Below are 23,352 nucleotides of genomic sequence, written 5' to 3'. Positions count from 1 at the left end.
TCGTACGCTGCTCTCTATGACCGACGATGCTCCGGAGCTGCGCGCCTCCGACGCCGATCGTGAACGAGTCGCCGAGGTCCTCAGGGACGCCCTCGCGGAGGGCCGGCTCGACATGGAGGAGTTCGAGGAGCGGCTGGAGGCGACGTACAAGGCCCGTACGTACGGCGAGCTGACGCCCATCACCCGCGACCTGCCCGCAGCGGGCGCCCCGGCCGTGGTGTCGCTGAGCAAGCCCCCCGCCGTGAGCGGGAGTTGGGCGGGCCGGATCGTCGGCGGCGAGGGTTCGTCCTCCTGGGCGGTCGCGGTGATGTCCGGCTTCCAGCGCAAGGGCCGCTGGACGGTGCCGAAGCGGTTCACCAGCTTCGCGTTCTGGGGCGGCGGCGAGATCGACCTGCGCGAGGCGAACTTCGCGGACGGCGAGGTCGTGATCAACTGCATAGCGATCATGGGCGGGATGAGCGTGATCGTGCCGCCGGGCATCGAGGTCGTGATGCGCGGCATCGGCATCATGGGCGGCTTCGACGAACGCGACCACGACGCGTCCCCCGACCCGGGCGCCCCACGCGTGATCGTCACCGGCTTCGCCTTCTGGGGCGGCGTCGAGGTCCAGCACAAGGTCACCAAAGCCGAACGCCAGCGCCTCAAGGAAGAACGCCGCCAACAACAACTCGACCGCAAATCCGCCCGCCACGAACTCCACGCCGCCCGCCACGAATGGCGCCAGGAACGCCGCGAGGAACGAGACCGCCGCAGGCACGGCGACTACTGAACGCCGTGCAGGACAGCCGCCCCGCAGCCACCCACCGCCCGGCCCGGCACCGCCGAAATCCACCGTCACGGCCGAGGTGTGCGTCGGTGGGAACTCTTGCTCCGTTCCGGGAGTAGGTCAGGAAGGGACAATAAGGGTGTGACCGGCGGCGAACGGGTGGAGCAGATGGCGGAACGTACGGAAACCACGGAGCGGGAGGGCCGTGCGGCCGCCACCCCCTCCTACAAGTCCATGAACGCCTTCACACCCGCCGACGAGGAGCGCCAGCGCGGCGTACGCCGCATGAAGCGCACCGCGACCGGCCTGCTGCTGCTCGTCGCCCTCGTGTACGTCCTGGCCAAGTGGGCGTCGAGCCCCGGCGCCGGCTCCTGGGCGGACTACGTGGCCGCCGCCGCCGAGGCCGGCATGGTCGGCGCGCTGGCCGACTGGTTCGCGGTGACCGCCCTCTTCCGCCACCCCCTCGGCCTGCCGATCCCGCACACCGCGATCATCCCGACGAAGAAGGACCAGCTGGGTGTGTCGCTGGGTGAGTTCGTCGGCGAGAACTTCCTCTCCCAGGACGTCGTACGACAGCGGCTGCGCGCCGTAGGCATCGGCAGCCGCCTCGGCGCCTGGCTGGCGGAGCCGAAGAACGCCGACCGGGTCACGGCCGAGCTCGCGACAGCGCTCCGCGGCGCGCTCACCGTGCTGCGCGACTCCGACGTGCAGGCCGTGGTCGGCGAGGCGATCACCCGCCGGGCCGACGCCCAGGAGATCGCCCCCGGCATCGGCAAGATGCTGGAGCGGGTCGTCGCCGACGGCGGCCACAAGCGGGTCGTGGACCTGGTCGTCACCCGCGCGCACGACTGGCTGGTGCTGCACGCCGACTCCGTGATGGACGCCGTCCAGGGCGGCGCCCCCGGCTGGACCCCCCGGTTCGTCGACCGCAAGGTGGGCGAGCGGGTCTACAAGGAGCTGCTCCGCTTCTGCGCCGAGATGCGCGACATGCCGTCCCACCCGGCGCGCGGCGCCCTGGACCGCTTCCTCACGGACTTCGCCAACGACCTCCAGTCCGACACCGACACCCGCGCCCGCGTCGAACGTCTCAAGGGCGAGGTCCTGGGCCGCGGCGAGGTGCAGGACCTGATCGCGTCCGCCTGGACGGCCGTACGGTCCATGATCGTCTCGGCGGCCGAGGACGAGCGCAGCGAACTGCGGCTGCGGGTGCGTGCCTCGCTGATGTCGCTGGGCGCCCGGATGGCCACCGAGCCCAAGGTCCAGGACAAGGTCGACAGCTGGGTCGAGGGCGCGGCCGTGCACGTCGTGACGACGTACCGCAAGGAGATCACCTCGCTGATCACCGACACGGTGGCCGGCTGGGACGCGGAGCACACCACCCGGAAGATCGAGGCGCACATCGGCCGCGACCTGCAGTTCATCCGGATCAATGGCACGGTGGTGGGGTCGCTGGCCGGAGTGCTGATCTTCACGGTGTCGCGGGCGCTGGGCGCATAGCGCGCCCGCGGCGGGGCGCCCGGCCGGGGTTTCGGGTCCTTTCCCGGTCGAGGAGGCGCGATGGGTGCGGGTTCGGCTGCGGGCGCGGGCACAGGCGTGGCGGGTGACGGCCGTACGATCACCACCCGCATCCCGGCCCGCCTGGACCGGCTCCCCTGGTCCCGCTGGCACTGGACGATCGTCATCGGCCTGGGCACCGTCTGGATCCTGGACGGCCTGGAGGTCACGGTCGTCGGCAACATCGCGAGCCGCCTCTCCGAACCGGGCAGCGGACTCCCGATCTCCTCCGGCCAGGTCACCGGCACGGCCGCCGCCCTCTACGTGGCCGGCGCCTGCGTCGGTGCCCTCTTCTGGGGCCGCCTCACCGACCGCTACGGCCGCAAGAAGCTCTTCATGATCACCCTGGCGGTCTATCTGGCCGCCACCGCCCTGACCTCCCTCTCCTTCGCCCCCTGGTGGTTCTTCACCTTCCGCTTCCTGACCGGCTTCGGCATCGGCGGCGAGTACGCGGCGATCAACTCGGCGATCGACGAGCTGATCCCGGCCTACTACCGGGGCCGCGTCGACCTCGTCATCAACGGCAGCTTCTGGGTGGGCGCGATCGGCGGCTCACTGCTCTCGATCGTGGCGCTGAACACGGACCTCCTGCCCATGGACGTCGGCTGGCGGCTGACCTTCGCGCTGGGCGTCGTCCTCGGCCTGGTCATCCTGCTGGTACGGCGGAACATCCCGGAGAGCCCGCGCTGGCTGCTGATCCACGGCAGGGAGCGGGAGGCCGAGGAGATCGTCTCCGCCGTCGAACGCCAGGTGGCGGCCGAGAAGGGGGCCCCGCTCCCCGAACCGGCCGGCGAACTGGTGATCCACCAGCGCAGGAGCGTCACCTTCGTCGAGATCGCCCGCACGGTCTTCCACGACTACCGCCGCCGGGCCGTCCTCGGCTTCTCCCTCTTCCTCGGCCAGGCGTTCCTCTACAACGCGATCACCTTCGGCTTCGGCGCGATCCTGACCAGGTTCTTCGACGTGCCGACGGGCGACACCGGCTACTACTTCGTCGTCATCGCCGTGGGCAACTTCCTCGGCCCGCTGCTCCTGGGCAAGCTGTTCGACACGGTCGGCCGACGGGTGATGATCTCGTCGACGTACCTGCTCTCGGGCCTGCTGCTGTTCGTCACGGCCTGGCTGTTCGGCCGGGGTGTGCTGACGGCGGGAACGCTGACGGCGTGCTGGTGCGCGGTCCTCTTCTTCGCGTCGGCGGGAGCGTCCAGCGCCTACCTGACGGTCTCCGAGATCTTCCCGATGGAGACCAGGGCGATGTCGATCGCCTTCTTCTACGCCCTGGGCACGGCGGCGGGCGGCATCAGCGGCCCGCTGCTCTTCGCCGACCTGACGGGGACGGGGAAGGTGGGCGACACCGTGCTGGCGTTCCAGATCGGCGCGGGACTGATGTGCGCGGCGGGCCTGGTGGCGGCGGCGCTGGCGGTGAACGCGGAGCGCCGCCCGCTGGAGGAGATCGCCCGCCCGCTGACGGCCGCCCCGGACGCTTCCGCGTAAGCCCCGGCGACCCCGGCGACCTCGTCGCTCAACGGCCCAGCGATACGGTCACGGCCGCCACGGTCGTCGCCAGGACGGCGGCGCCCCCGCTCGCGGCCAGTGCCCAGCCCACACAGCGCACCCGCAGCCCGCGGTACCGCCGCTCGTACTCGCCCCGCAGGGACACACACCGGGCGGCGACCCGTTCGAGGTCCTGCCGGGCGCGCCGCAGGCTGTCCTCGACGTAGTGGCGTTCGATCTCGTCGCGCTGGGACGTGGTCAGCCAGTCCATGGCGCCGGTGAACTCCCGCGCCCGCTGCTCGGCCTCCGCGATCCTGGCCCGCCACAGCAGATACCCCTCGGCCTCGTTGCCGAGGTCCCCGTCGGCTCCCCGCTGCGGCCTGTCGCCCACTCGGTGTCCCGCGTCGGTCATGAGTGGACGCCGTGGGCCTCGGCCTCGGCGATCGCGATGTCGGGGTGGTGCAGGTCGAACGCCGGGGACTCGCTGCGGATCCGCGGCAGGGTGACGAAGTTGTGGCGCGGCGGCGGGCAGGAGGTCGCCCACTCCAGGGAGCGGCCGTAGCCCCACGGGTCGTCGACGACGACCTGCTTGCCGTACCTGGCCGTCTTCCACACGTTGTAGAGGAACGGCAGGATCGACAGACCGAGCAGGAACGAACCGATCGACGAGATGGTGTTGAGGGTGGTGAAGCCGTCGCTCGCCAGGTAGTCGGCGTAGCGGCGCGGCATGCCCTCGGCGCCCAGCCAGTGCTGGACCAGGAAGGTGCCGTGGAAGCCGATGAACAGCGTCCAGAAGGTGATCTTCCCGAGCCGCTCGTCGAGCATCTTGCCCGTCATCTTCGGCCACCAGAAGTGGAAGCCGGAGAACATCGCGAAGACGACCGTACCGAACACCACGTAGTGGAAGTGGGCGACGACGAAGTACGAGTCGGAGACGTGGAAGTCCATCGGCGGCGAGGCCAGGATGACCCCGGTCAGACCGCCGAAGAGGAACGTCACGAGGAAGCCCGTCGCCCACAGCATCGGTGTCTCGAACGACACCGAGCCCTTCCACATGGTGCCGATCCAGTTGAAGAACTTCACCCCGGTCGGGACCGCGATCAGGAACGTCATGAAGGAGAAGAAGGGGAGCAGCACACCGCCGGTGACGTACATGTGGTGCGCCCACACGGTGACGGACAGACCGGCGATCGAGATGGTCGCCGCCACCAGGCCCATGTAGCCGAAGATCGGCTTGCGGGAGAAGACCGGGATCACCTCGGTCACGATGCCGAAGAACGGCAGCGCGATGATGTACACCTCCGGGTGGCCGAAGAACCAGAACAGGTGCTGCCAGAGCAGTGCCCCGCCGTTCGCCGAGTCGAACACATGGGCGCCGAATTTCCGGTCCGCCTCCAGGGCGAACAGCGCGGCGGCGAGGACCGGGAAGGCGAACAGGACCAGTACGGCGGTCAGCAGCACGTTCCACACGAAGATCGGCATGCGGAACATGGTCATGCCCGGCGCGCGCATGCAGATGATCGTGGTGATGAAGTTGACCGCGCCCAGGATGGTGCCGAAGCCGGAGAAGGCAAGCCCCATGATCCACATGTCGGCGCCCAGCTCCGGCGAGCGGACGATGTCCGACAGCGGCGAGTAGGCGAACCAGCCGAAGTCCGCCGCGCCCTGCGGGGTGAGGAAGCCGCCGACCGCGATGGTCGAGCCGAACAGGTACAGCCAGTAGGCGAACATGTTCAGCCGGGGGAACGCGACGTCCGGCGCGCCGATCTGCAGCGGCATGATCCAGTTGGTGAAGCCCGCGAACAGCGGCGTCGCGAACATCAGCAGCATCACCGTGCCGTGCATCGTGAACGCCTGGTTGAACTGCTCGTTCGAGACGATCTGCAGCCCCGGGCGGGCCAGCTCGGCGCGCATCAGCAGCGCCATCACGCCACCGATCAGGAAGAACGCGAACGACGTGGTCAGATACAGCGTGCCGATCGTCTTGTGGTCGGTGGTCGTCAGCCACTTCACCACGACATTGCCGGGCTGCCGGCCGCGCAGCGGAACCTCGCTGTCGTAGTGCGGGACGTCCGCGTGCTCGGGGTCGTTGAGAACGGTCACCTGTGTGTGTCTCCAGACGCTCGCGGTTCACCCGCACCAGGGCGTGACTCTCCGGCCATCCTGGCGGCCCGCGGCGGGGGAGCGACGCCCCGAGCCGCCCGCATACGGCCGATCGGGCGGCCAGGACCCACGGGTGGCCTAGCCTGCCCGGCGCCCCCGCCTGCGCAGCAACAGCAGCCCGCCCGCCAGCGCGGTGATCCCGGTGGCCGCCGTCCACCCGACGACCTCACCGGACCCGGTGGCGGCGAGGTCACCACGCCCGCCCTGGGCGGAGGGCGCGGGGGAGGCGGACGCCGAGGTGGAAGCGGAGGCGGACGCGGACGCCGATGCCGCCGGACTCGGCGACGCGGACGTGCCCGTCGTACCGCCCGCCGCACTCGCCCGGTCCCGGGTGAACGTCAGTGTCCCGAAACCCAGTTGGTCGAAGCCGCCGCTGTTCGGCCCGTAGTCCCCGCCGCCGCCCTCCGGTGCCGCCTTCGCCGCGATCCGGGTGAGGTACGGCGCCGACAGCCCCCGGCGCCTGGTGTAGTGGTTGGCGATCATCGCCCAGATGGGCCGCATCATGGCCGGGTCCACCCCCGCGGCGGCCGTCACCGTCTCGCTCCCGGACCACCCTCCGATCGCCCCCTTGCGCCGGGTGTTCGCGGTGAACGGCACCTGGCCGCCCAGGCTCCACTTGGCGACGTACTGCGCCCCCTTGAGGAACCGGCTGTCGTCGTAGCCGTACAGATCGATGCCCTGGTTCCAGGCCATCTCGCAGAACGTGCCCATCAGGCCGACCCCGAGCAGCGCGTGCCCCTGGTCGCGGCCCGCCTCCAGCCACTCGGCCAGCCCGGCGTCCGCCCCGTCGTACACGACCGGAATCGCGTTCCTGATCGAGCCGAGTCCGGCACCGTTCTTGAAGTAGTCGACCGCGCGTGCGACTCGGGCGCGGTCGTCGCAGAAGATCCCGGTGGCGAGGACGCAGGCCATGTTGGCGAGGTCCCAGTTGGTCCAGTAGTTGGAGACGACGGCGCCGTTGTGCCGGACGAGGAAGTCGTCGCTCATCGCGCCGAACTTCTCGCTCAGCATCTCCTGGAAGCGGGCCAGCTCGAAGTCCCCGTGGTCACGGACGAGTTCGGCGGCGTTGGCGAACTGGTAGCCGTACAGCCCGGCGGCCAGGAACCGGTCGGCGGAACCGTTCACCGCCGTGAGCGTGGAGGACCAGGCGTTGAGGATCGCGACGGCCGTGTCGGCGTACGCGCCCTCGCCGGTGACGTGGAAGCGCAGCGCGTTCTGGTAGGCGGCGTGGATGTCGTTGTAGAGGAGCGTGTAGTTCTCCGGGGTGCCCGAGCCCCGGTAGACGACGGCCTGCGGCCGCGGCTGCCAGCCGCTCTGCGCGTGCCGGTTGGCGGTCAGCTTGGCGAACCCGGCCGTGTAGGGGGCGGCGCCCGCCCTCACCTTGGCGGTCATGCGGTCGAGATCGGTACGGGTGTGCAGCAGGCCGGGATGGGCGAAGGCCCCGGCGGCGAAGGCGGGACGGCCCGCCGAGACGAGCCCCGCGGTGGCCGCCACCGCGGCTCCCGAGGCGCTCAGCATGCTCCGGCGGCTGATCTGTCGAGTCACGTGCATGCCCAGGGAGACGGACGGGCACGGCCCCGATAACAGAAACCGGGGGCGGAGGACAGTGGCCGGTTCAGGCGCCGGTCGTCGACCCCGGCCGGACGATCATCAGGATCGTCACGGTGGCCCAGAGCAGGTTGAACACCCCGGTGAACATGGCGAGTTGAACGGTCGCCTGTCGGGTACGGCCGTCCGTGCCGCCCTCCACCAGGGCGCTCTGCCGGGGCAGCACCAGCACGGCGAGGACGACGGCCGCGAGCGCGGTGAGCGCGATCGACACGATCAGCCAGACGCTGCCCAGCACGTGCATGTTGCCGGCCGTGGCGAACCCGAACACCGGGACGGCGACGCCGACCACGGCGTACACCTGGCATATCCGGTGCAGCAGCCGAAGGGTCTCGGCGGCCCGGACGTCGTCCGGCGCCTCGATGACACGGCGGGCGGCCGGCGGGAACATGCTGGCGGCCACGGTGACGGGGCCGACGGCGACGATCGCCGCGAGGACATGGACGGCGAGGAGGAACTTGGTCACGGCCTCGACCGTAGGCGGCGGGGAGATCTTGCAGAAGCGGCGATACTGCCACGGGTCGACGGATTCTCGCCAGCCGTACCCGCGACCGGGCAGGAACAGCCCCCTTTGGTTGGCGGCAACCCGTCGACCGACTACATTCCTGCCATGCACACCGTCGCCGTACTCGTTCTGGACCAGGTCATCCCCTCCGACTTCACCGTGCCGATCGACACCTTCGGCTGGGCCCGGCTGCCCGACGGCCGGGACGCCTACCGGGTGCGGGTGTGCGGGCCGGCGGAGGAGGTGACCGCGGCGGGCGGCGCGTTCACGATCAAGGCGCCGTACGGGCTGGACGCGCTGGCCGAGGCGGACACGATCATCGTGCCGGGCGTCGCGGACCCCGAGTGCGTCCTCCCGGCGGAGGTCGCCGACGCCCTGCGCGCGGCGGCGGCGAACGGCACCCGGATCGCGTCGGTCTGCGTCGGCGCGTTCGTCCTCGCGGCCACCGGCCTCCTCGACGGACTGCGCGCGACCACCCACTGGGTCGCGGCCGACACCCTCGCCGCGCTGCACCCGGACATCGAGGTCGACCCGAACGTCCTCTACGTCGACAACGGCCAGTTCCTGACCTCGGCGGGCGCGGCGGCGGCCATGGACATGTGCCTGCACATGGTCCGCACGGACTACGGCTCGGCGGTCGCCGCGCACACCGCCCGGATGTCGGTCATGCCGCTGGAACGGGAGGGCGGCCAGGCCCAGTTCATCGTCCACGACCAGCCGCCGGCCCCCGCCGGCGCCACCCTGGAGCCGCTCCTGGCCTGGCTGGAGGACAACTGCGACCGCGACCTCACCCTGGACGAGGTCGCGGCACGGGCCGGCATGAGCACCCGTACCCTCAACCGCCGCTTCCGCGACCAGACCGGCTCGACACCCCTGCAGTGGCTGCACCGCGCCCGCGTCCGCAGGGCCCAGCACCTCCTGGAAACCACCGGCCACCCCGTCGAGCGCATCGCCACCCAGTCCGGCTTCGGCTCCCCGACCGCCTTCCGCGAACGCTTCCGCCGAGTCGTCGGCACCAGCCCGCAGGCGTATCGGCGGGCGTTCCGCGGCGCGGACGCGTGACCCTGACGGGTGACGGGTGACGGGTGACGGGTGACGCGGGCGGGTGCGGCCGGGTGCGCGGGCGGTCGGGCATTCCGTGGCGCGGATGCCCCGTGCGGTCGGGCGTGTGGCCGGGTTATCCGCGGCGCGGACGCCTGATGCGTGACGCCTGACGTGTTACGAGGTCAGGCGCGGCGGTCCGCGACGGCCCAGGAGGCCAGTGCCACCGCGCCGGCCACGCCGAGGACGGACGGCCAGGCGCCGACCTTCTTGGCCAGCGGATGGGACCCGGCGAAGGCGGCGACGTACGCGGCGGACAGGGCCCCGGCCGCCTTCCCGCCCGCCTGCTGCCGCCACTGCTGTGCGGCGGCGGCACCGGCGACGGCCAGCACGGCCCCGCCCAGCGGCCGCTTCTTCGTCCACCGGGCGACCCCGTACCCACCGACGAGCCCGCTCGCGGCGATCACCGAACTGGGAACCCTCGCCATGTCTGCCTCCTGCTGGTCTGCCGTGATCCCACGAGGCTAACTCCCACCCCGCCGCGGAGGCTCCGCAGGGCGGCGCTACGACCGCCACTTCGGGCTGAGGGCGATGGCGCGCAGCTGCTTCATGGTCAGGGCCGGGGCGGTGCGGGTGGCGGCGGTCTGCTGGGAGCCGGAGTTGAAAGCGCTGACGACCACCCGGAAACCGTCGGGGCGCAGGGTGTCCACGGTCCACATGACGACCCCGGCGCCGCCCTTCTCCCCGGGCTGCTGCCGCTCGGCGACCTGCGTCCCGTCGGCGAGCGTCTCGCTCCCGCTGCCGAACAGGTCGCCCGCCACATCGCCCATGTCCGGCTGCACATTGATCTGCACGAGACTCCGGCCCTTGCCGTCGTCGACGACGACATACGTGAACTGGTCGTCGTCGTCACTCCCGTGCGCCACGACCTTCAGCCCCTTCGGGATCAGCGAGGCGAGGGTCTGCCGGATCGCCTTGCCGTCGCCCTGGGCCAGGGGCGGCTCCTCCGTCCGGGACCCGGTCTGCGTCAGGTCGTCCGGCAGGGCGTCGGCGATCCCCCGCCAGTCCTTCGCCGCCGCGAGCGTCGTCAACTGCTTGGCAGACAAGGGCGGTTCGTCCCGGGTGATCGGCGCGTCCTTCTCGGCGGCGGCGTTCCACTCGCTCACCGACACCTGGTGGCCGTCCGGGGTGATGAGGTTCGCGGTCCAGAGCTTGGTCTCCACGCGCCGGTCCGGGTACTCGTACCCCTTGACCACCGCGACGACGGACGCGTCGGGCAGATGGCTGGTCGTGCAACTGTCGTACGGCGCATAGACCTTGTCGGGGCACCGGACGGCCTGCCGGGCGTCGTCCCCGCCGGGCCGCACCTTCTGGACGACGACGCTGATGGCGGCGGCGCCGTGCCCGTCGTCGTACACGACCTGCGCGTACGGCACCGAGTGCGGCTCGCTCCGGTCGACCCCCCGGCCCTCGGCCTTGCCGAACTCCCCTGCGGGCAGCAGCTTTTCCAGCGTGTTGATCATCTCGTCGGAGGTGACGGCCCGGCCGCCGGGGGAGGACGTGGGGTGCGGGGTCGTACTCACGGAGGCGGGCGGCCGTGCGACGGACGACGAGCCGCCCCAGGGAACCGCCAGCGCACCGCCCACGCCGGCGAGCGCGACACCCGCGGCGCCGCCCAGTACGGCGGTCCGGCGCCGCAGCCGCAACCGCCGCCCCCGGGCCGCCCCGGCGGCGGCGAGCGTGACCCGGTCGGTCTCGAAGGCGCCGCCGGTCTGACGCAGCGCGGCGGCGAGCTCACGTTCGAAGGGGTCGTTGTCACCGGTGCTGTCGTTGTGCTGCTGCTCGACGGGCATGACGAACCACCGTTTCCACAAGGTTGAGGTCAGGAGCGGGCGTACTCGGCGAGGTCCTCGCCCAGGAGTTCACGCAGCCGGGCCAGGGCCCGTACGCACCGCGTGCGGACGGCGGCCGAACTCACGTTGAGCGCGTCCGCGGTCTCGTGGATCGACCGGTCCTCCCAGTACCGCAGGACGACGACGGCCCGGTCCTTGGCGGGCAGCTGCGCGAGGGCGTCGAGGAGGGTCAGCCGCAGCGAGGGATCGGCACCGGTGTCGGCCGCCTCGGGAAACGAGTCCCTGATCCGCTCACGGCTGCTGAACCGCCGCCGGTGCGCGAGAAAGGTCCGGGTGAGGACCGTCTGCGCGTACCCGGCGGGGTTGCCGACGCGGGAGACCCGCCCCCAGCGGACGTAGATCCGCCCGAGGGCCTCCTGCACCAGGTCCTCCGCGAGGTGGGTGTCCCCGGCGGTCAGCAGACAGGCGGACCGGTACAGATGCCCGGCCCGCGCCGCGGCGAACTCGGCGTAGTCCTCCACCGGCCCCTGACTCATCCCCAAGCTCCCCGTTCCCGCCCCCGGCGCGCTGCCGCTCACCTCATTGATGCGGTGGGCCGGGGAAAATGTTTCAAGGGATGCAAAGGAATTCAAAGGGAATCTCAGAGCAGGCTCACTGCCCGCACCCAGACGCGGCCCCCGCCCCTCGGACGGACCACGACACGCCTCGGACGGACCACGACACGCCTCGGACCGGTCCCGGCGTGCCTCAGACCCGTTCCAGCGGCCGATGGTCCCCCGTGGGCAGCTCCACCCGGATCGTGTCCCCCGGCCGCACCACACCCCCCACCTTCACCACGCTCATCACCCCGGCCTTGCGGACGATCCGCCCGCTCTCGTCCCGCCCGACGACGTGCTTCAGCAACCCCTGCTGGAAGCCGTCGATCTGCAGGCAGGGATTGCGCAGCCCGGTCACCTCGACGACGGCGCGCTCGCCGATCCGCAGCAGCGTCCCGGTCGGCAGCCCCAGCAGATCGACGCCCCGGGTGGTGATGTTCTCGCCGAGCTCCCCGGCCGCCACCCGGAACCCGGAGTCCGACACCTCCGCGAACAACTCCTCGTGGATGAGGTGCACCTGCCGCAGGTTGGGCTGACTCGGATCCTGCGCGACCCGGGACCGGTGCTTCACGGTCACCCCGGCGTGGACATCGCCCTCCACGCCGAGCCCGGCGAGCAGCGTGATGCTCTCCCGGTTCGGCTTGGTGAAGGAGTAGACGTCATTACGACTGACCGTTGTCACGACCCCGTTCATACCGCCGAGCCTAATCGGCCGCTCACCTGGGCGGAAGATCGGCGACGAGCAGCCGGTACCCCACATCGAGGGAGTCGAGCCCGAGCAGCTCGCCGTACCGCCGCGCCCACCGCCCGCTGTCCAGGTCCTCGGCGAGCCGCCGCAGCCCGGGTGCGAGGACGGCCGCCCCGGTCTGCGCGAACAGGGAGATGCCGGCCCGGACCCGGGGGTCGAGATAAGCCTCGGGGCGCCGCCAGAAGGCGGCCCCGAACCCGTCCACGCAGTCGTACGGCACCGGCACCACCTCGACCCGTACCGTCCCGCCGAGCAGTTCGGCCAGCCGCGCGATCGCGACCGCCCGGCCGTCGTCGAACTCCGCCGCCTCCGGCAGATAGTCCCGCACCAGCCAGAACCGCTCCCGGAACACCCGCTGGTCCCAGGTCAGCACCACGACCCGGCGCCGCGCCACCCGCCGCAACTCCGCGATCCCGGCGGCCGGATCACCCCAGTGGTGCACGGTGAGCAGGGCCATCACGGCGTCCACGGCACCGTCCCGCAGCGGAAGCCGCTCGGCGATCCCCCGCACGGCGGGCGCGGCCCCCGGCGGCCGCTGCTCGACCATCACCCGGCTCGGCTCGACCGCGAGCACGGTCCGCTCCGGCTCGTACGACCCCGTCCCCGCCCCGACGTTGACCACGTCCGCCATGCCGTCGAGCGCGGCCCGCACCCGTGCCCCGATCCGCGGGTCGGGCCGCCGGGTCAGCCCGTACCCCACCCCGAGTCCGTCGTAGATGGCCCCCATGCGGGCCAGTATCCGGACTGCCCACGGGCCTTGCCCACCCCCGTGACCCGCCCCGTTTACCCGGTCGGCCCGTCGTCCCGGTCGGTTCTCTCAGTCCTGCGGTGCCCGCGCCAGCGCCTCCCGTACGGCGTCGACGAGCGAGGCCGCGCGGGTGTCCTCCGGGCCCTCGACGATGTGGTTCATCACGTACGCGAAGGCGATCCCGTGCTCCGGGTCGGCGAACGCGAGCGAGCCCCCGCGGCCGGGGTGGCCGAAGGCGCGCGGACCGGTCATCCGGTCGGTCTCGGTGGGCAGCATGTACCCGGTCCCGAACCGGCTGGGGATCAGCAGCACCCGGTCGATCCCCGCCGCCTGTTCGGCCGCCGCCGACTCCGCCGTCTCCGGGGTGAACAGCCGTACGCCGTCCACCTCCCCGATCAGCGAGGCGTACATCCGCGCCAGCCCCCGGGCGGTGCCGATCCCGTTGGACGAGGGCAGCTCCGCGGCCTGTACCTCGGGGGAGTTGAAGTCGATCGCCGCGGGCTCGGTCACGGCGAAGGCCCTGCTGTACAGCGACCGCGGATCACGCATGGCGGCGACGAGTTCCCGGAACTCCGGCGGGATCACCTCCAGCGGAATGGCACTGAGATCGACCTCCGGCTCCTGGTACACCATCCGGCTCACCCGCCCCCGCTCGCCGTCCGGCAGCCCGATGAAGAAGTCGATCCCCAACGGCCCGGCGATCTCCTCGGCGACGAACCGCCCCGGCGTACGCCCCGACACCCGCCGGATCACCTCCCCGACCAGCCACCCGAAGGTCCGCCCGTGATACCCGTGCGCACTCCCCGGCACCCACGCCGGCGACTGCGCGGCGACCGCGTCCACGATCGGATCCCAGCCCAGCGCCGCCTCCACCGGCACCGGCGGCTCGACCCCGACGACCCCCGCCTGATGCGACAGCAACCACCGCACCGGGATCTGAGCCTTGCCGTTCACCCCGAACTCGGGCCAGTAGGCGGCCACCGGCGCGTCCAGGTCCAACTCCCCGCGCTGGGCGAGCAGATGAACGGCGGTGGCGGTCACGCCCTTCGTCGCCGAGTACACGAGTTGCAGCGTGTCCCGCTCCCACCCCCGCCCGGTGTCCGGATCGGCGACCCCGCCCCACAGATCCACCACCGGCCGCCCGTCCCGGTACACGCACACGGCGGCCCCGATGTCCCCCCGCTCGTCGAAGTTGGCGGCGAACGCCTCACGCACGCCTTCGAACCCGTCGGCCACTTCACCGTGGATCGTCGTCATGCCCGCCATCCTGGCAGCCGTACGCCCGCTCCCTCCGCCAATTCGTCTTCGACCGTGGTCAGTTGAGCCCGTCGAGCCAGCGCAGCAGCCGGGCGCCCTCGCGGGTCATGACGTCCGGGTCGCGCAGGGCGTGGGCGAGCAGCGACATGCCCTGGTATCCGGCGACGAGGGTGAGGGCGAGGTCGTCCGGACCGGTGCCGGGGCCCTGGTCCGACAGGTCCAGCTCACGGAACTGCGCCGCGGCCCACTCCAGCAGCCGCCGGATCACCGCGCCGGCCTCCGCGTCGAGCGTCCCGTCGGCCCGCTTGCCGAGTTCGGCGGCCAGGGTGCCGGTGGGGCAGCCGGAGCGGGCGGCGACGTCACGCTGCTCGACCCAGGCCGCGATCAGCCCCTTGATCCGGTCTCGCGGATCCGCCAACTCGTCCAGCCTGCCCGTGAGTTCGTCGAGATGCGCGGAGTGCTCGGCGAGCGCGGCCCGGACCAGCTCGTCCTTGGTCTTGAAGTAGTAGTAGACGTTCCCGACCGGGACCTCGGCCTCCCGCGCGATGTCCGCGAGCGTCGTCCGCTCGACGCCCTGCTCGTGCAGCACCCGCGCGGCCGCCGCCATCAGCCGCCGCCGCTTCTGCGAGGCCCGCACCCGCCGATCCACTGAGTTGGTCACCCAACTAACTATAGACAGCGCAGGGGGCGGGCGTGCTAGCTTCTGCCTCGAGGTTCTGAGTCAGTCAACTAACTAACAACTCTGGGGGATCGATGATCATCGTCACGGGCGCGACCGGCAACATCGGCCGGACACTGGTGGATCTGCTGGCGCAGGCGGGCGAGGAGGAGGTGGTGGCGGTGTCCCGCCGCGACCGCCCGGCGACGCCCGCCGGGCCTGCCGCTTCTGCCGCGTCTGCCGTGCCCGGCGTCCGCTGGATCCGGGCGGATGTCGGGAACGCGGAGAGCATGCGTCCGGCACTCACCGGCGCACGCGCCCTCTTCCTCCTCCTGGGCGGCGAACTCAACGCCCACGGCGAGAGCCCGACCCTCCTCCTCGACACGGCTGTGTCCGCCGGCGTCGAGCGAGTCGTCCTGGTCTCCTCCCAGGTCAGCGCCACCCGCCCGGACGCCCCCTCGCACGCCCGCCTGCGCGCGTTCGAGGCGGCGGTACGAGCGTCGGGCCTGGACTTCACGATCCTGCGCCCCGGCGGCTTCGCCTCCAACGCCTTCGCCTGGGCGGAGACCGTCCGCACCCAGCGCATGGCCTTCGCCCCCTTCGCCGACACCGCCCTCCCCGTCGTCGACCCGGCGGACATCGCGGCCGTCGCGGCGGCGGCCCTCCGCGAGGACGGCCACGGGGGACGGGTGTACGAGCTCACGGGCCCCGCACTCATCAGCCCCCGCGAGCAGGTCCGGGCCATCGCGGAGGCGCTGTCCGAGGAGGTGACGCTCGTCGAACTGTCCCGCGACGAGGCCCACGCCGCCATGACCCGGTTCATGCCGGAGGAGGCGGTCACGGGGACGCTGGACGTCCTGGGGGAGCCGCTTGCCGCCGAGCTGAAGGTGAGCGGGGACGTGGAGGCGGTGCTGGGGCGGCCGGCGGTGGGCTTCGGGGGGTGGGCCGGGCGGAACGCGGCGGCGTTCAAGTAGGGCGGGCCGCCCCGGCCACGGGATGCAAGTGTGCCCAGGAGGCCTGGACCCCCTGGGCACCACACGGTCAGCGGCTGAACATCACGAGTCCGAGGCCTCCGTGGCCGTGACGTCCGAGGCGTACACGAGGGCGACGCGGTGGTTGTACTGGATGGTGTACATCGCCTTGGCGCCGGTGACGACCGTGCCGCTGGAGGGGAAGAAGTCGTCCGTGAGGGACGGCGCCACGGTGGCCACGTAGGCCTGGCCGGCCGGGACGGTGTACATGCTGAGCGGCGCCTGCGTCGAGGGCGAGAGACCCGCCGGGTACTCGGCGGCGTCCGGGTAGCTGGAGCCGTACACCGCGACCGGGGAGGTCCCGGCCGCCGCGATCACCTTGACCCCGTGGGCTGGCGCGGTGTTGCACCCGTGCGGGTTGTGGAACCACACCTTCGACCCGCCGTACCAGATGGCCGTCCAGTCGCCGTCCTGCCCGGCGACGACGAACTGCTGTCCGGCCGCCGCCGTGCTGCCCCAGTCGTTGATCCGGTCGGTGCCGGCCGCGCCGGGGTGCAGCGCCTGGTCCCCGAAGAGGGGAGCGGTGTCGCTGGGTTCGGTGCGCAGGTAGACGAAGTTCGACGGCTGCGGGGTCTCGGTGCACGCGGTGGTGGCGCCGGTCGGGTCGTCGGAGGGGCAGATCTGGACGGTCTGCGTGTTGTCGGCGAAGCGCGGGGCGATGGTGACCACCGAGCCGACGGGACCGACGCCGTGCCGCCCGGTGTGCACGCCGAGCAGGCTCATCAGGTGGTTCCAGTCCCAGGACGGGCCCGGGTCCCAGTGCATGCCGGACACGAGGGACGACTTCGGCCCGGCGACGTTGTCGTGGCCGATGATGTGCTGCCGGTCCAGCGGTATGCCGAACCGCCCGGCCAGGTACTTCACCAGCTCGGCCGTGGCCTCGTACTGCGCCTCCGTGTACCAGGTGCCGCCGTGCGCGGCGTAGCCCTCGTGCTCGATGCCGATCGAGTGCATGTTGGTGGAGTAGTTGCCCGCGTGGAAGGCGAGGTCCTTCGTGGGCACCATCTGCGTCACCGCGCCGTCGGAGGACCGCATGACGTAGTGCGCGGCGGAACCGCCCGCCTGCTGGAAGAGGCTGACGGCGGTGTCGTACGAGGTCTCCGTGTCGTGGATGACGATGCTGTCGATCCGGATGCCGTTGGCGGGCCGGTTGGACACCTGCCCGTTGGACGCCGCCGCCGGAACGAAGGTGCACGCGACGGTGGCCGGGCACTCGGTCTCCGTCGTGTCCGCCGACTTCAGATCCAGGGCCTTCAACTGACCGGTGACCGGCTCGACATCACTGTCGGCCGCCAGCCGTACGTGCTCGCCCTCGGCCGTCGTACGGCCGATCCCCTTCTCGATGGTCGCGAACACCCGCCCGGCGAAGGCCGCCGCCCCCTGCCGCTCGTCGGACTGGCTGTAACGGGCCACCGCCGCATACCAGTTGCCCGGATCCGCGGAAACGGACCCGATGACATCCTTCTGATACGACGCGAGCAGCGCCGCGCCGCCACGGATGTTGGCCGACGGATCCTCGCGCAACTCCTCGGCCGACAGCCCGGTCAGCTTCGCCGCCGCCTGCAGGGTGTGCAGCGCCGGATCGGCGGCCAGCTTCGCCAGGTCCGCACGCCCCGCCGCGCCCGCGTCGCCGCCGGCCATCATCGCCGGGGTGACGTCCGTCAGGTGCATCGGCCCGTAGCCGCCGTCCGTGCTGTACTCCCCGGCGTGCGTGTCCCAGGCCGACTCCTGGTACGCCACCGCCAACAGCACCTGACGCGGCACGTGGTACGCGTCGGCGGCGGCCGCGAACTCCTGCTGCAACGTGGCCGTCGCGTCCCCGGCCCCACCGTCGGCCAGCGCCGGCACCGGCACGGCCGCCCCACCCGCGACGGCGAGCGCGGCGACGGCGGTCAACAGGACCGGACGTCTGGAATTCCTTGTGCTCATGAAAAAGTCCCCGAACCTCGGAGGATCAAATGGCGGAATGGAGGATGCGTACGACGGGGCATCGGTTCATCGACCCCGCACCGGTATGCGCAGGGCTCCGCGACCTACGCGGGGCTGCGTCCGTCGGCGCCTGGAAGCGGATGATCCTCCTCGGGGCGAACCGGAGTCAACCTCGGTTGGAAACAGGGCACTTGAGTGCACGGAGGATTGGTGAAGGGTGCCGTCGGGCGAACAAAGTTCCCGTGAACACCGCGTCCGCGTCCGCCGCCGCTTGCCTTCTCGTGCTGGCTGAGCGTCACTGTGGGCCACCATCTGACGGCACGTCGGAGCTGTGAAGTCTCCTTCAGGAGGGGCCAAGCCATGAGATTCGCGAGACGCACGAGATGTCCGAGCCGCACGAACCGGAAGTTACGCGCAGCGGTGACCGCCACGACGGCCTGCGCCGCTCTGCTGGCCGGTACCGTGGCACTGGCCCCCGGGGCGGCTGCGGTGACCCCCACGCAGGCCACGACTCAGTACGACTGCGGAAACCTCCTGGGGTGGGTCACCGCCCAATTGACGGCCACTCAGAGCGGCACGGACGCGACGATCACCATCGAGCTTTCCTCGGTGACCGCCCCCCTCGCCGTCCCGTGGTACAGCATCACCTCGACCCTGGTGCTCGACGACATCAACACCGGGCAGCCGGTCGTCTTCATGGGAACCGTGAACCCTCCCCTCTCCGCAGGCGACCCGATCACCCTCGGTCCGCTTCCGGGCACGGTCGAACTCGGCGAGAGCCTGGACGTCCTCGGGAACGAGCTGACCTTCCTGATGTACGGCATCAGATTCTCCTGCGAGGCGGTCACCCCGTTGTCCCCCGGCCCCTTCCAGTTCTGACCCGTCACCTCCCCGGCCCGGACGCCTGCCCCGCCCCCCACCGCCTCATCGCGTCCTCCGCACCGGCCGACCTTTTCCCAAGCGGTCCCCAGCCCCACCTTGGTCCCGCCAACTCCCCGCCCAGGGCGCCTGGCACCCCACCCAAGGGCCATCCCACTCAAGCCCCACCCCACCTTTCCCGGCCGCCCGCTCGCTTCTTCCCCGTGCCGGAGTGGGCCGAGTCAAGGGTCGGCCGAAGGCCGATCGGCGCCAGCCGACGCGGACGCGGAGCGCAGCGGAGCGGGAGCGCCCTTTACTCGGCTCGCGGAGGCACGACACTGACCAAGAAGCGGGCGGCTGGGGGCACCCCTTCTGAACTTCAGAGCTTGGGCTCCACGGGGAAGGCCAGCTTGTCGGCCCAACTGGCCAGGGCCGCCGCCGCGATCTCCCGCGTTTCACCGCCGACCGCTGTTTCCTGGAGCAGGGTCCGCTCCGCATTGGAGACGCTGAGTTCCCGGTAGTACTGAAGGTCCTCGAACCCGCTGACCCCGACATCGTGGCTGGTGGCGGCGTACACGAGCCGCGATACGCGGGCCCAGTAGCAGGCCACCAGGCACATGGGGCACGGCTCGCTGCTGGAGTACATCACGGCGTCTTCCATGAGATGGCGGCCGAGTGCGCTGCCCGCAGCCCGGAGGGCCATCACCTCAGCATGCGCGGTCGGGTCCCGCAGTTCGACGACCGAACTCGTCCCGGTGGCGACGACCTCCCCGTCGATGACGACCAGGGCACCGAACGGAGTCTTGCCCTCGTCCTCCAGGGCATGGCGGGACAGCTCAATGGCCTGTGCGAGAAAGACGTGGTCCTCGGGGGTCTCGGGGGAGAAGGGCACCTGGTCTCCAAGTCTCTGGTGGGCCGCTCGCGGCCACTCTCACATGTAGACGGAGGGATCGGCGTCGCCGAAGGGGCCGTCCAGGTCCATGTCGTAGCCCGTGAGGGGCGTGGTGGCGCCGACCGTATGGATGATGTCCAGCGCCAGCCCGGCCCGCTGGCGGTCGGTCCAGTCGCCGTTGTCCAGCACTTCGACCATATCCGGGATGGGCGCGGACGACTGGTCACCTCCGAGGATGAGACGGTGGATCCTGGGCACCGGCTGACCGTCCGCGCAGAGCAGCAAAGCGGCGGCCGACATCCGGAGTTGCCACTCCTCGAATGCCCCGACGGCGGCTGCGGATTCGACCGGCAGACTGTGCAGGACCACGCGGTCCACGATGAGGCCGTCACCACGACGCAACTGGGCTTTCATGACGGCCTGGTCGATCTCGTTGCGAATGCCGAGGAGACCGGGCTGGAGCCACGTCAGATCGCACTGCACGATGACCGCGGCCGTCACCGCGTCCGATTCCAGTGCGGCGATGCGCTCGCGCCAGACGGCCGTGTCTATAGCCGGATCCGTCATGCTCCCTCCCGGGTGTGAGCCCCGACCAGCGTCAGGACTTTCAGGCCTACGACGATGACCTCGACCGGATCCGTCTGCGCGACCTCGGCCGCGCCGGGCAAGACTCGGGCGGCCAGACCGGCGGTGATCCGCAGACTGACCGAGGGCAGCGCGGTGAGGAAGCCACGCAGTTCCGTGTCGTCCCCGCTGGGCGCGAGCGGAGCCAGTCGGCCCGCGACGGCCAGGATCGCGGCGGCGGGCCGGAGCTGCGGTTCCACATGCGGGGCGGGCACCCGGTACGCACGGCCGCCTCGCCCATGGTGCACCGGCTCACTCACAGACCCGGACGCAGCCGTACGGGAGATGAGCCCGAGCAGGGCTGTACGCGCCTCTTCCGCCGTACCGAAGTAGCGGTGGGTGGCGAACGTCCGCAGGTAAGCGCCCAGCAGTTGATGATCAGGGGTGAACTCGGGCCGTACGAGCTCCGGAGGGTGCGGAACACGGCAGTCCCGCAGGGTGGCGAGCGCGGTCACCGAAGTCAGGGCCCAGAAGTGGTCGTACTCCTCGACGCTCCCGAAGGCGGCACGCGCCGCGTCCGCCGCTGGCGTCGTCACGGCATCCTCGCCCCCGAACAACGCCTGCCGCAATTGCGTGAGAATCGACGCACCGTCCCAGTAGTTCCCCATGAACTTCGTGCCGGTGAGGATCTCGTACACCCCGTACAGGGCCCCGGCCTGATGCGCACCGTGGAACTCGGAGAAGTCCGCACTCCACTTCAGGGCTTGGTGCGGCTCAGGAAGCAGGGTGCCGATCTCGTCCGGTCCGTTCGCCGACTTCGGGTCCGGGTCCACACACCGCAGGATCCTCGACCGGGCGTCCGTGCTCAGCGCGACCAGCTCACGGGCGGACCGGTTGGAGGCGACGTCCCGGACCGACATCAGCAGCGCGGTGTTGGCCAGCCAGGCCAGGTACCGGCTGAGCGCGCCGAGCGGCGAGGCCGGATCGGGCAGCCTCCGGCACAGCCGGACGACGGAATCGACCAAGGTTTCCGCACAGGCGGTCACCTGGATCGGATCGGCCCCGCTGACGAGGGCCGCGCGGGCGAGTCGGTGAAGAACGTCGATATGAAGCGTGATCGCACGCTCGGCTGCCCCCCACACTCACCTCGGCCCCGACCAACTGGTCCACGAGATTCCGCACAGCCGTTGGATCGTTGCTGGTCACGGCCTGGCTGATGGCACTGAGGTAGGCGTTGACGACGGAACCGTTCTCGAAGTCGCCGGCCGACGCGCCGCCTCCGGCACCGGCCTGCCCGAGCTCCCCGGCGAGCGTCCGGCACAGCAGCCGGTTACGCCCGCCGACGCTGGCCAGACCGAAAAGCTGGATGAAGGAGAAGATCCCGAAGATGTTGGCCAGCAGGAACAGCAACGCACCGTAGGTCGCACTCATCCCGTTGCCGCCGAGCAGGCCACAAGCGGTGAAGAGAGCGGCGAACCAGCCGATGAGCACCCACTCCCGGAAAGCGATGTGGCTGTCTATCGCCTGTAAGGAGGGCCAGGAACTCGCCGCGGAGAAGGTGAGCGCGAAGATCACGGCCTCGCCGGTCAACAGCGTGGCGAAGAACGCGATGCTGAACTGGGTGGCGGCCACGACGTCCTCGGCACTTCGTGGATACAGGACCGCAACGCCCGCAAGTACGACAGCACACACGCACAGCACGACCTGCCGACGCCTCTGCACCACAGCCCCGCTCATTCCCCCGTGTCTCAGCCGACGCAGTCAACTCTGGCATTTGGCAGGGGAGTTGCCAATATGGCTAATGGGCTGTGGCGGTCAGCCGGTCAAGCGGCGACGTCGGCCACGAACCTGCTCCAAGTCTCGGCAGAGACGCGCAAGCGAGACCCGGCGGGCCGCTTGGAATCGCGTATGAGTACTTCTCCTCGGCCAAACGCCGCCTCAAGGCACTCCGTTGTGTTTCCTCCGCTATATGACGATTTGAACCATCTGGACTCTTCGGCAACTCCACCGGTGGCGGGCATTCACAGCTCCTTGCGGGCGCGTTCGATCATGGATGAGGAAGCTTCCATATCCAACGCTTGGGCGCGAAGGTACTCGAACGCAAGTCTGTACCGGTCAAGTTCCGCGTCCTTCTCAAGGAAGAGCGAGCCCGTGTGGAAGTCCACGTACACCACGTCGAGGGCCGGCTCGGTGCCGCCGATGATGACGAAGCTGCCGAGGGCGGCGGCGTGGGCCCCCTTGGAGAAAGGCAGCACCTGGAGCGTGATGGCGGGCGACTCGTTCGCTTCCAGGAGCCGGTCGAGCTGTTCTTTCATGATCTGCGGCGACCCGACGACCCGGCGGATTACGGACTCATCGAGGATCGCCCAGAGCCGCAACGGCCTGGGGGCCCGGTTGAGGATCTCCTGCCGCTTCATGCGGATGTCGACCAGTCGCTCGATCTCGCCTGGCTCCAGCGGGACCTCATTGGCCCGCTGCAGCGCGGTGCTGTAGGCGCGGGTCTGCAGAAGGCCGGGGACATAGACGCAGGAGAAGTGGCTCTCGCTCACCGCTTCGTCCTCAAGGGTGAGCAGCAGGTTCATGCTCTCCGGGATGGAGTCGGCGAAGGAACTCCACCAGCCCTGCTGCTTGGCGTCTTTCGCCAGCCCGACAACCGCTTGTCGCTCGGCCTCGGTTGCGTCGTACTCCCGGCACAGGGCATCGACGACGATCCACTTGACCGGCCCTGCCTGCGTCTCGTACCGGCTGACCGTGGCCTTGGAGACGCCGACGAGCCCTCCCGCCTCCTCGAGCGTCAGGCCTTTGCGGGCACGCAACTTCCGCATCATCGCGCCCAGTTGGCGGCGGCGGGTGGTGGTCCGCTCGGCCATACGACTCCTTCGTCCACGCCCGGGAGTGGCCCGGTGATCGCCCTCAGGCTAGGCAGCGGGGAACTGGCTGACCACCGGATTCACTCGATGGATTCTCGTGAGAAGTTACATGGAGGGATTTCTCTATGCCATCCTCGCTTACAGATCGCTACGCGCTGCAGTCGTATGGATACGGCAGGAGCAGCATGCGCGTGGCCGGGAAGGAGGAGCCGATATG

The 23,352-nt window shown here is 70.7% G+C and carries 23 protein-coding genes; 6 read left to right on the top strand and 17 right to left on the bottom strand.

The window, feature by feature from the left end:
- Positions 1-16 precede the first annotated feature (16 nt).
- From ACFZDK_RS40870 to ACFZDK_RS40860, 3 genes are all read left to right on the top strand, one after another.
- A complete protein-coding gene (locus ACFZDK_RS40870) occupies positions 17-769 on the top strand; it encodes a DUF1707 domain-containing protein (RefSeq protein WP_390980414.1) in 753 nt (250 codons plus the stop codon).
- Between the two features lie 165 nt (positions 770-934).
- The gene (locus tag ACFZDK_RS40865; protein WP_390980685.1) at positions 935-2,263 is read left to right on the top strand and encodes a DUF445 family protein; all 1,329 of its coding nucleotides are present in this window, start codon (positions 935-937) and stop codon (positions 2,261-2,263) included.
- 60 nt (positions 2,264-2,323) lie between these two features.
- Positions 2,324-3,814: an MFS transporter gene (locus ACFZDK_RS40860; RefSeq protein ID WP_390980412.1), complete on the top strand. Its 1,491-nt coding sequence runs from the start codon at positions 2,324-2,326 to the stop codon at positions 3,812-3,814.
- A gap of 28 nt (positions 3,815-3,842) precedes the next feature.
- Here ACFZDK_RS40860 and ACFZDK_RS40855 read toward each other — a convergent pair whose 3' ends face one another.
- The 4 genes from ACFZDK_RS40855 to ACFZDK_RS40840 form a co-directional block, all read right to left on the bottom strand.
- A complete protein-coding gene (locus tag ACFZDK_RS40855; protein ID WP_390980410.1) occupies positions 3,843-4,226 on the bottom strand; it encodes a cytochrome C oxidase subunit I in 384 nt (127 codons plus the stop codon).
- Positions 4,223-5,917: a cytochrome c oxidase subunit I gene (gene ctaD, locus ACFZDK_RS40850; protein ID WP_390980408.1), complete on the bottom strand. Its 1,695-nt coding sequence runs from the start codon at positions 5,915-5,917 to the stop codon at positions 4,223-4,225. The genes ACFZDK_RS40855 and ctaD overlap by 4 nt, the downstream gene beginning before the upstream one ends.
- A 138-nt stretch (positions 5,918-6,055) precedes the next feature.
- On the bottom strand, positions 6,056-7,528 hold the full coding sequence (locus tag ACFZDK_RS40845) for an alginate lyase family protein (RefSeq protein ID WP_390980406.1): 1,473 nt from the start codon (positions 7,526-7,528) through the stop codon (positions 6,056-6,058).
- Positions 7,529-7,592: 64 nt separating this feature from the next.
- Entirely contained in the window at positions 7,593-8,051 is a 459-nt protein-coding gene (locus tag ACFZDK_RS40840) for a hypothetical protein (RefSeq protein WP_390980404.1), read from the bottom strand.
- Between the two features lie 144 nt (positions 8,052-8,195).
- Between ACFZDK_RS40840 and ACFZDK_RS40835 the strand changes: the two genes are divergently transcribed.
- Positions 8,196-9,152, top strand: coding sequence for a helix-turn-helix domain-containing protein (locus tag ACFZDK_RS40835; RefSeq protein WP_390980402.1), 957 nt, complete (start codon positions 8,196-8,198; stop codon positions 9,150-9,152).
- A gap of 164 nt (positions 9,153-9,316) precedes the next feature.
- Here ACFZDK_RS40835 and ACFZDK_RS40830 read toward each other — a convergent pair whose 3' ends face one another.
- The 7 genes from ACFZDK_RS40830 to ACFZDK_RS40800 all read right to left on the bottom strand — a co-directional run bounded on the left by ACFZDK_RS40830 (position 9,317) and on the right by ACFZDK_RS40800 (position 14,940).
- Positions 9,317-9,619, bottom strand: a complete 303-nt coding sequence (locus tag ACFZDK_RS40830) for a hypothetical protein (protein ID WP_365338042.1) — start codon at positions 9,617-9,619, stop codon at positions 9,317-9,319.
- A 75-nt stretch (positions 9,620-9,694) separates the two neighbouring features.
- Positions 9,695-10,984, bottom strand: coding sequence for a hypothetical protein (locus ACFZDK_RS40825; protein ID WP_390980400.1), 1,290 nt, complete (start codon positions 10,982-10,984; stop codon positions 9,695-9,697).
- 29 nt (positions 10,985-11,013) lie between these two features.
- Positions 11,014-11,520 carry a SigE family RNA polymerase sigma factor gene (locus ACFZDK_RS40820; protein WP_390980398.1) on the bottom strand — a complete coding sequence of 169 codons (507 nt, stop codon included), beginning with the start codon at positions 11,518-11,520 and terminating at the stop codon, positions 11,014-11,016.
- Between the two features lie 211 nt (positions 11,521-11,731).
- On the bottom strand, positions 11,732-12,274 hold the full coding sequence (locus ACFZDK_RS40815) for an MOSC domain-containing protein (RefSeq protein WP_390980396.1): 543 nt from the start codon (positions 12,272-12,274) through the stop codon (positions 11,732-11,734).
- A 22-nt stretch (positions 12,275-12,296) separates the two neighbouring features.
- Positions 12,297-13,055: a methyltransferase domain-containing protein gene (locus ACFZDK_RS40810; protein WP_390980394.1), complete on the bottom strand. Its 759-nt coding sequence runs from the start codon at positions 13,053-13,055 to the stop codon at positions 12,297-12,299.
- Positions 13,056-13,145: 90 nt separating this feature from the next.
- Positions 13,146-14,333, bottom strand: a complete 1,188-nt coding sequence (locus tag ACFZDK_RS40805; RefSeq protein WP_390980392.1) for a serine hydrolase — start codon at positions 14,331-14,333, stop codon at positions 13,146-13,148.
- Between the two features lie 58 nt (positions 14,334-14,391).
- The gene (locus ACFZDK_RS40800) at positions 14,392-14,940 is read right to left on the bottom strand and encodes a TetR family transcriptional regulator (protein WP_390980683.1); all 549 of its coding nucleotides are present in this window, start codon (positions 14,938-14,940) and stop codon (positions 14,392-14,394) included.
- A 146-nt stretch (positions 14,941-15,086) separates the two neighbouring features.
- Here ACFZDK_RS40800 and ACFZDK_RS40795 point away from each other — a divergent pair, with 146 nt between their 5' ends.
- Positions 15,087-15,965: an NAD(P)H-binding protein gene (locus ACFZDK_RS40795; RefSeq protein WP_390980390.1), complete on the top strand. Its 879-nt coding sequence runs from the start codon at positions 15,087-15,089 to the stop codon at positions 15,963-15,965.
- Positions 15,966-16,046: 81 nt separating this feature from the next.
- On the opposite strand, the gene ACFZDK_RS40790 is transcribed toward ACFZDK_RS40795, so the two are convergent.
- Positions 16,047-17,951 (bottom strand): N-acetylmuramoyl-L-alanine amidase, encoded by a 1,905-nt coding sequence (locus ACFZDK_RS40790; protein WP_390980388.1) that lies wholly within the window; start codon positions 17,949-17,951, stop codon positions 16,047-16,049.
- Between the two features lie 420 nt (positions 17,952-18,371).
- On the opposite strand from ACFZDK_RS40790, the gene ACFZDK_RS40785 reads away from it, so the two are divergent.
- The gene (locus ACFZDK_RS40785) at positions 18,372-18,830 is read left to right on the top strand and encodes a hypothetical protein (RefSeq protein WP_390980386.1); all 459 of its coding nucleotides are present in this window, start codon (positions 18,372-18,374) and stop codon (positions 18,828-18,830) included.
- Positions 18,831-19,188: 358 nt separating this feature from the next.
- Here the strand turns inward: ACFZDK_RS40785 and ACFZDK_RS40780 are convergent, their stop codons facing one another.
- The 5 genes from ACFZDK_RS40780 to ACFZDK_RS40760 all read right to left on the bottom strand — a co-directional run bounded on the left by ACFZDK_RS40780 (position 19,189) and on the right by ACFZDK_RS40760 (position 23,135).
- Positions 19,189-19,701, bottom strand: a complete 513-nt coding sequence (locus tag ACFZDK_RS40780) for a deaminase (RefSeq protein WP_390980384.1) — start codon at positions 19,699-19,701, stop codon at positions 19,189-19,191.
- Between the two features lie 39 nt (positions 19,702-19,740).
- Entirely contained in the window at positions 19,741-20,268 is a 528-nt protein-coding gene (locus tag ACFZDK_RS40775; RefSeq protein WP_390980382.1) for a hypothetical protein, read from the bottom strand.
- Entirely contained in the window at positions 20,265-21,290 is a 1,026-nt protein-coding gene (locus ACFZDK_RS40770) for a hypothetical protein (RefSeq protein WP_390980380.1), read from the bottom strand. Before ACFZDK_RS40770 ends, ACFZDK_RS40775 begins: the two co-directional genes overlap by 4 nt.
- A gap of 798 nt (positions 21,291-22,088) precedes the next feature.
- Complete coding sequence (locus ACFZDK_RS40765) at positions 22,089-22,286, bottom strand: DUF397 domain-containing protein (protein WP_390980378.1); 198 nt, start codon at positions 22,284-22,286, stop codon at positions 22,089-22,091.
- Entirely contained in the window at positions 22,287-23,135 is an 849-nt protein-coding gene (locus ACFZDK_RS40760; RefSeq protein WP_390980376.1) for a Scr1 family TA system antitoxin-like transcriptional regulator, read from the bottom strand.
- Positions 23,136-23,352 lie beyond the last annotated feature (217 nt).

Source organism: Streptomyces sp. NPDC007901, assembly GCF_042959465.1.
Lineage (GTDB): Bacteria > Actinomycetota > Actinomycetes > Streptomycetales > Streptomycetaceae > Streptomyces.
Note: the sequence above shows the minus strand (reverse complement) of the source record. Positions and strands in the feature narration are given on the sequence as shown.

Coding starts and splice junctions, on each gene's coding strand:
- ACFZDK_RS40870 (WP_390980414.1), top strand. CDS start 17: ATGACCGACGATGCTCCGGAGCTGCGCGCCTCCGACGCCGATCGTGAA.
- ACFZDK_RS40865 (WP_390980685.1), top strand. CDS start 935: ATGGCGGAACGTACGGAAACCACGGAGCGGGAGGGCCGTGCGGCCGCC.
- ACFZDK_RS40860 (WP_390980412.1), top strand. CDS start 2,324: ATGGGTGCGGGTTCGGCTGCGGGCGCGGGCACAGGCGTGGCGGGTGAC.
- ACFZDK_RS40855 (WP_390980410.1), bottom strand. CDS start 4,226: ATGACCGACGCGGGACACCGAGTGGGCGACAGGCCGCAGCGGGGAGCC.
- ACFZDK_RS40845 (WP_390980406.1), bottom strand. CDS start 7,528: ATGCACGTGACTCGACAGATCAGCCGCCGGAGCATGCTGAGCGCCTCG.
- ACFZDK_RS40835 (WP_390980402.1), top strand. CDS start 8,196: ATGCACACCGTCGCCGTACTCGTTCTGGACCAGGTCATCCCCTCCGAC.
- ACFZDK_RS40830 (WP_365338042.1), bottom strand. CDS start 9,619: ATGGCGAGGGTTCCCAGTTCGGTGATCGCCGCGAGCGGGCTCGTCGGT.
- ACFZDK_RS40825 (WP_390980400.1), bottom strand. CDS start 10,984: ATGCCCGTCGAGCAGCAGCACAACGACAGCACCGGTGACAACGACCCC.
- ACFZDK_RS40820 (WP_390980398.1), bottom strand. CDS start 11,520: ATGAGTCAGGGGCCGGTGGAGGACTACGCCGAGTTCGCCGCGGCGCGG.
- ACFZDK_RS40815 (WP_390980396.1), bottom strand. CDS start 12,274: ATGAACGGGGTCGTGACAACGGTCAGTCGTAATGACGTCTACTCCTTC.
- ACFZDK_RS40810 (WP_390980394.1), bottom strand. CDS start 13,055: ATGGGGGCCATCTACGACGGACTCGGGGTGGGGTACGGGCTGACCCGG.
- ACFZDK_RS40805 (WP_390980392.1), bottom strand. CDS start 14,333: ATGACGACGATCCACGGTGAAGTGGCCGACGGGTTCGAAGGCGTGCGT.
- ACFZDK_RS40800 (WP_390980683.1), bottom strand. CDS start 14,940: ATGGCGGCGGCCGCGCGGGTGCTGCACGAGCAGGGCGTCGAGCGGACG.
- ACFZDK_RS40795 (WP_390980390.1), top strand. CDS start 15,087: ATGATCATCGTCACGGGCGCGACCGGCAACATCGGCCGGACACTGGTG.
- ACFZDK_RS40790 (WP_390980388.1), bottom strand. CDS start 17,951: ATGAGCACAAGGAATTCCAGACGTCCGGTCCTGTTGACCGCCGTCGCC.
- ACFZDK_RS40775 (WP_390980382.1), bottom strand. CDS start 20,268: ATGACGGATCCGGCTATAGACACGGCCGTCTGGCGCGAGCGCATCGCC.
- ACFZDK_RS40765 (WP_390980378.1), bottom strand. CDS start 22,286: ATGCCCGCCACCGGTGGAGTTGCCGAAGAGTCCAGATGGTTCAAATCG.
- ACFZDK_RS40760 (WP_390980376.1), bottom strand. CDS start 23,135: ATGGCCGAGCGGACCACCACCCGCCGCCGCCAACTGGGCGCGATGATG.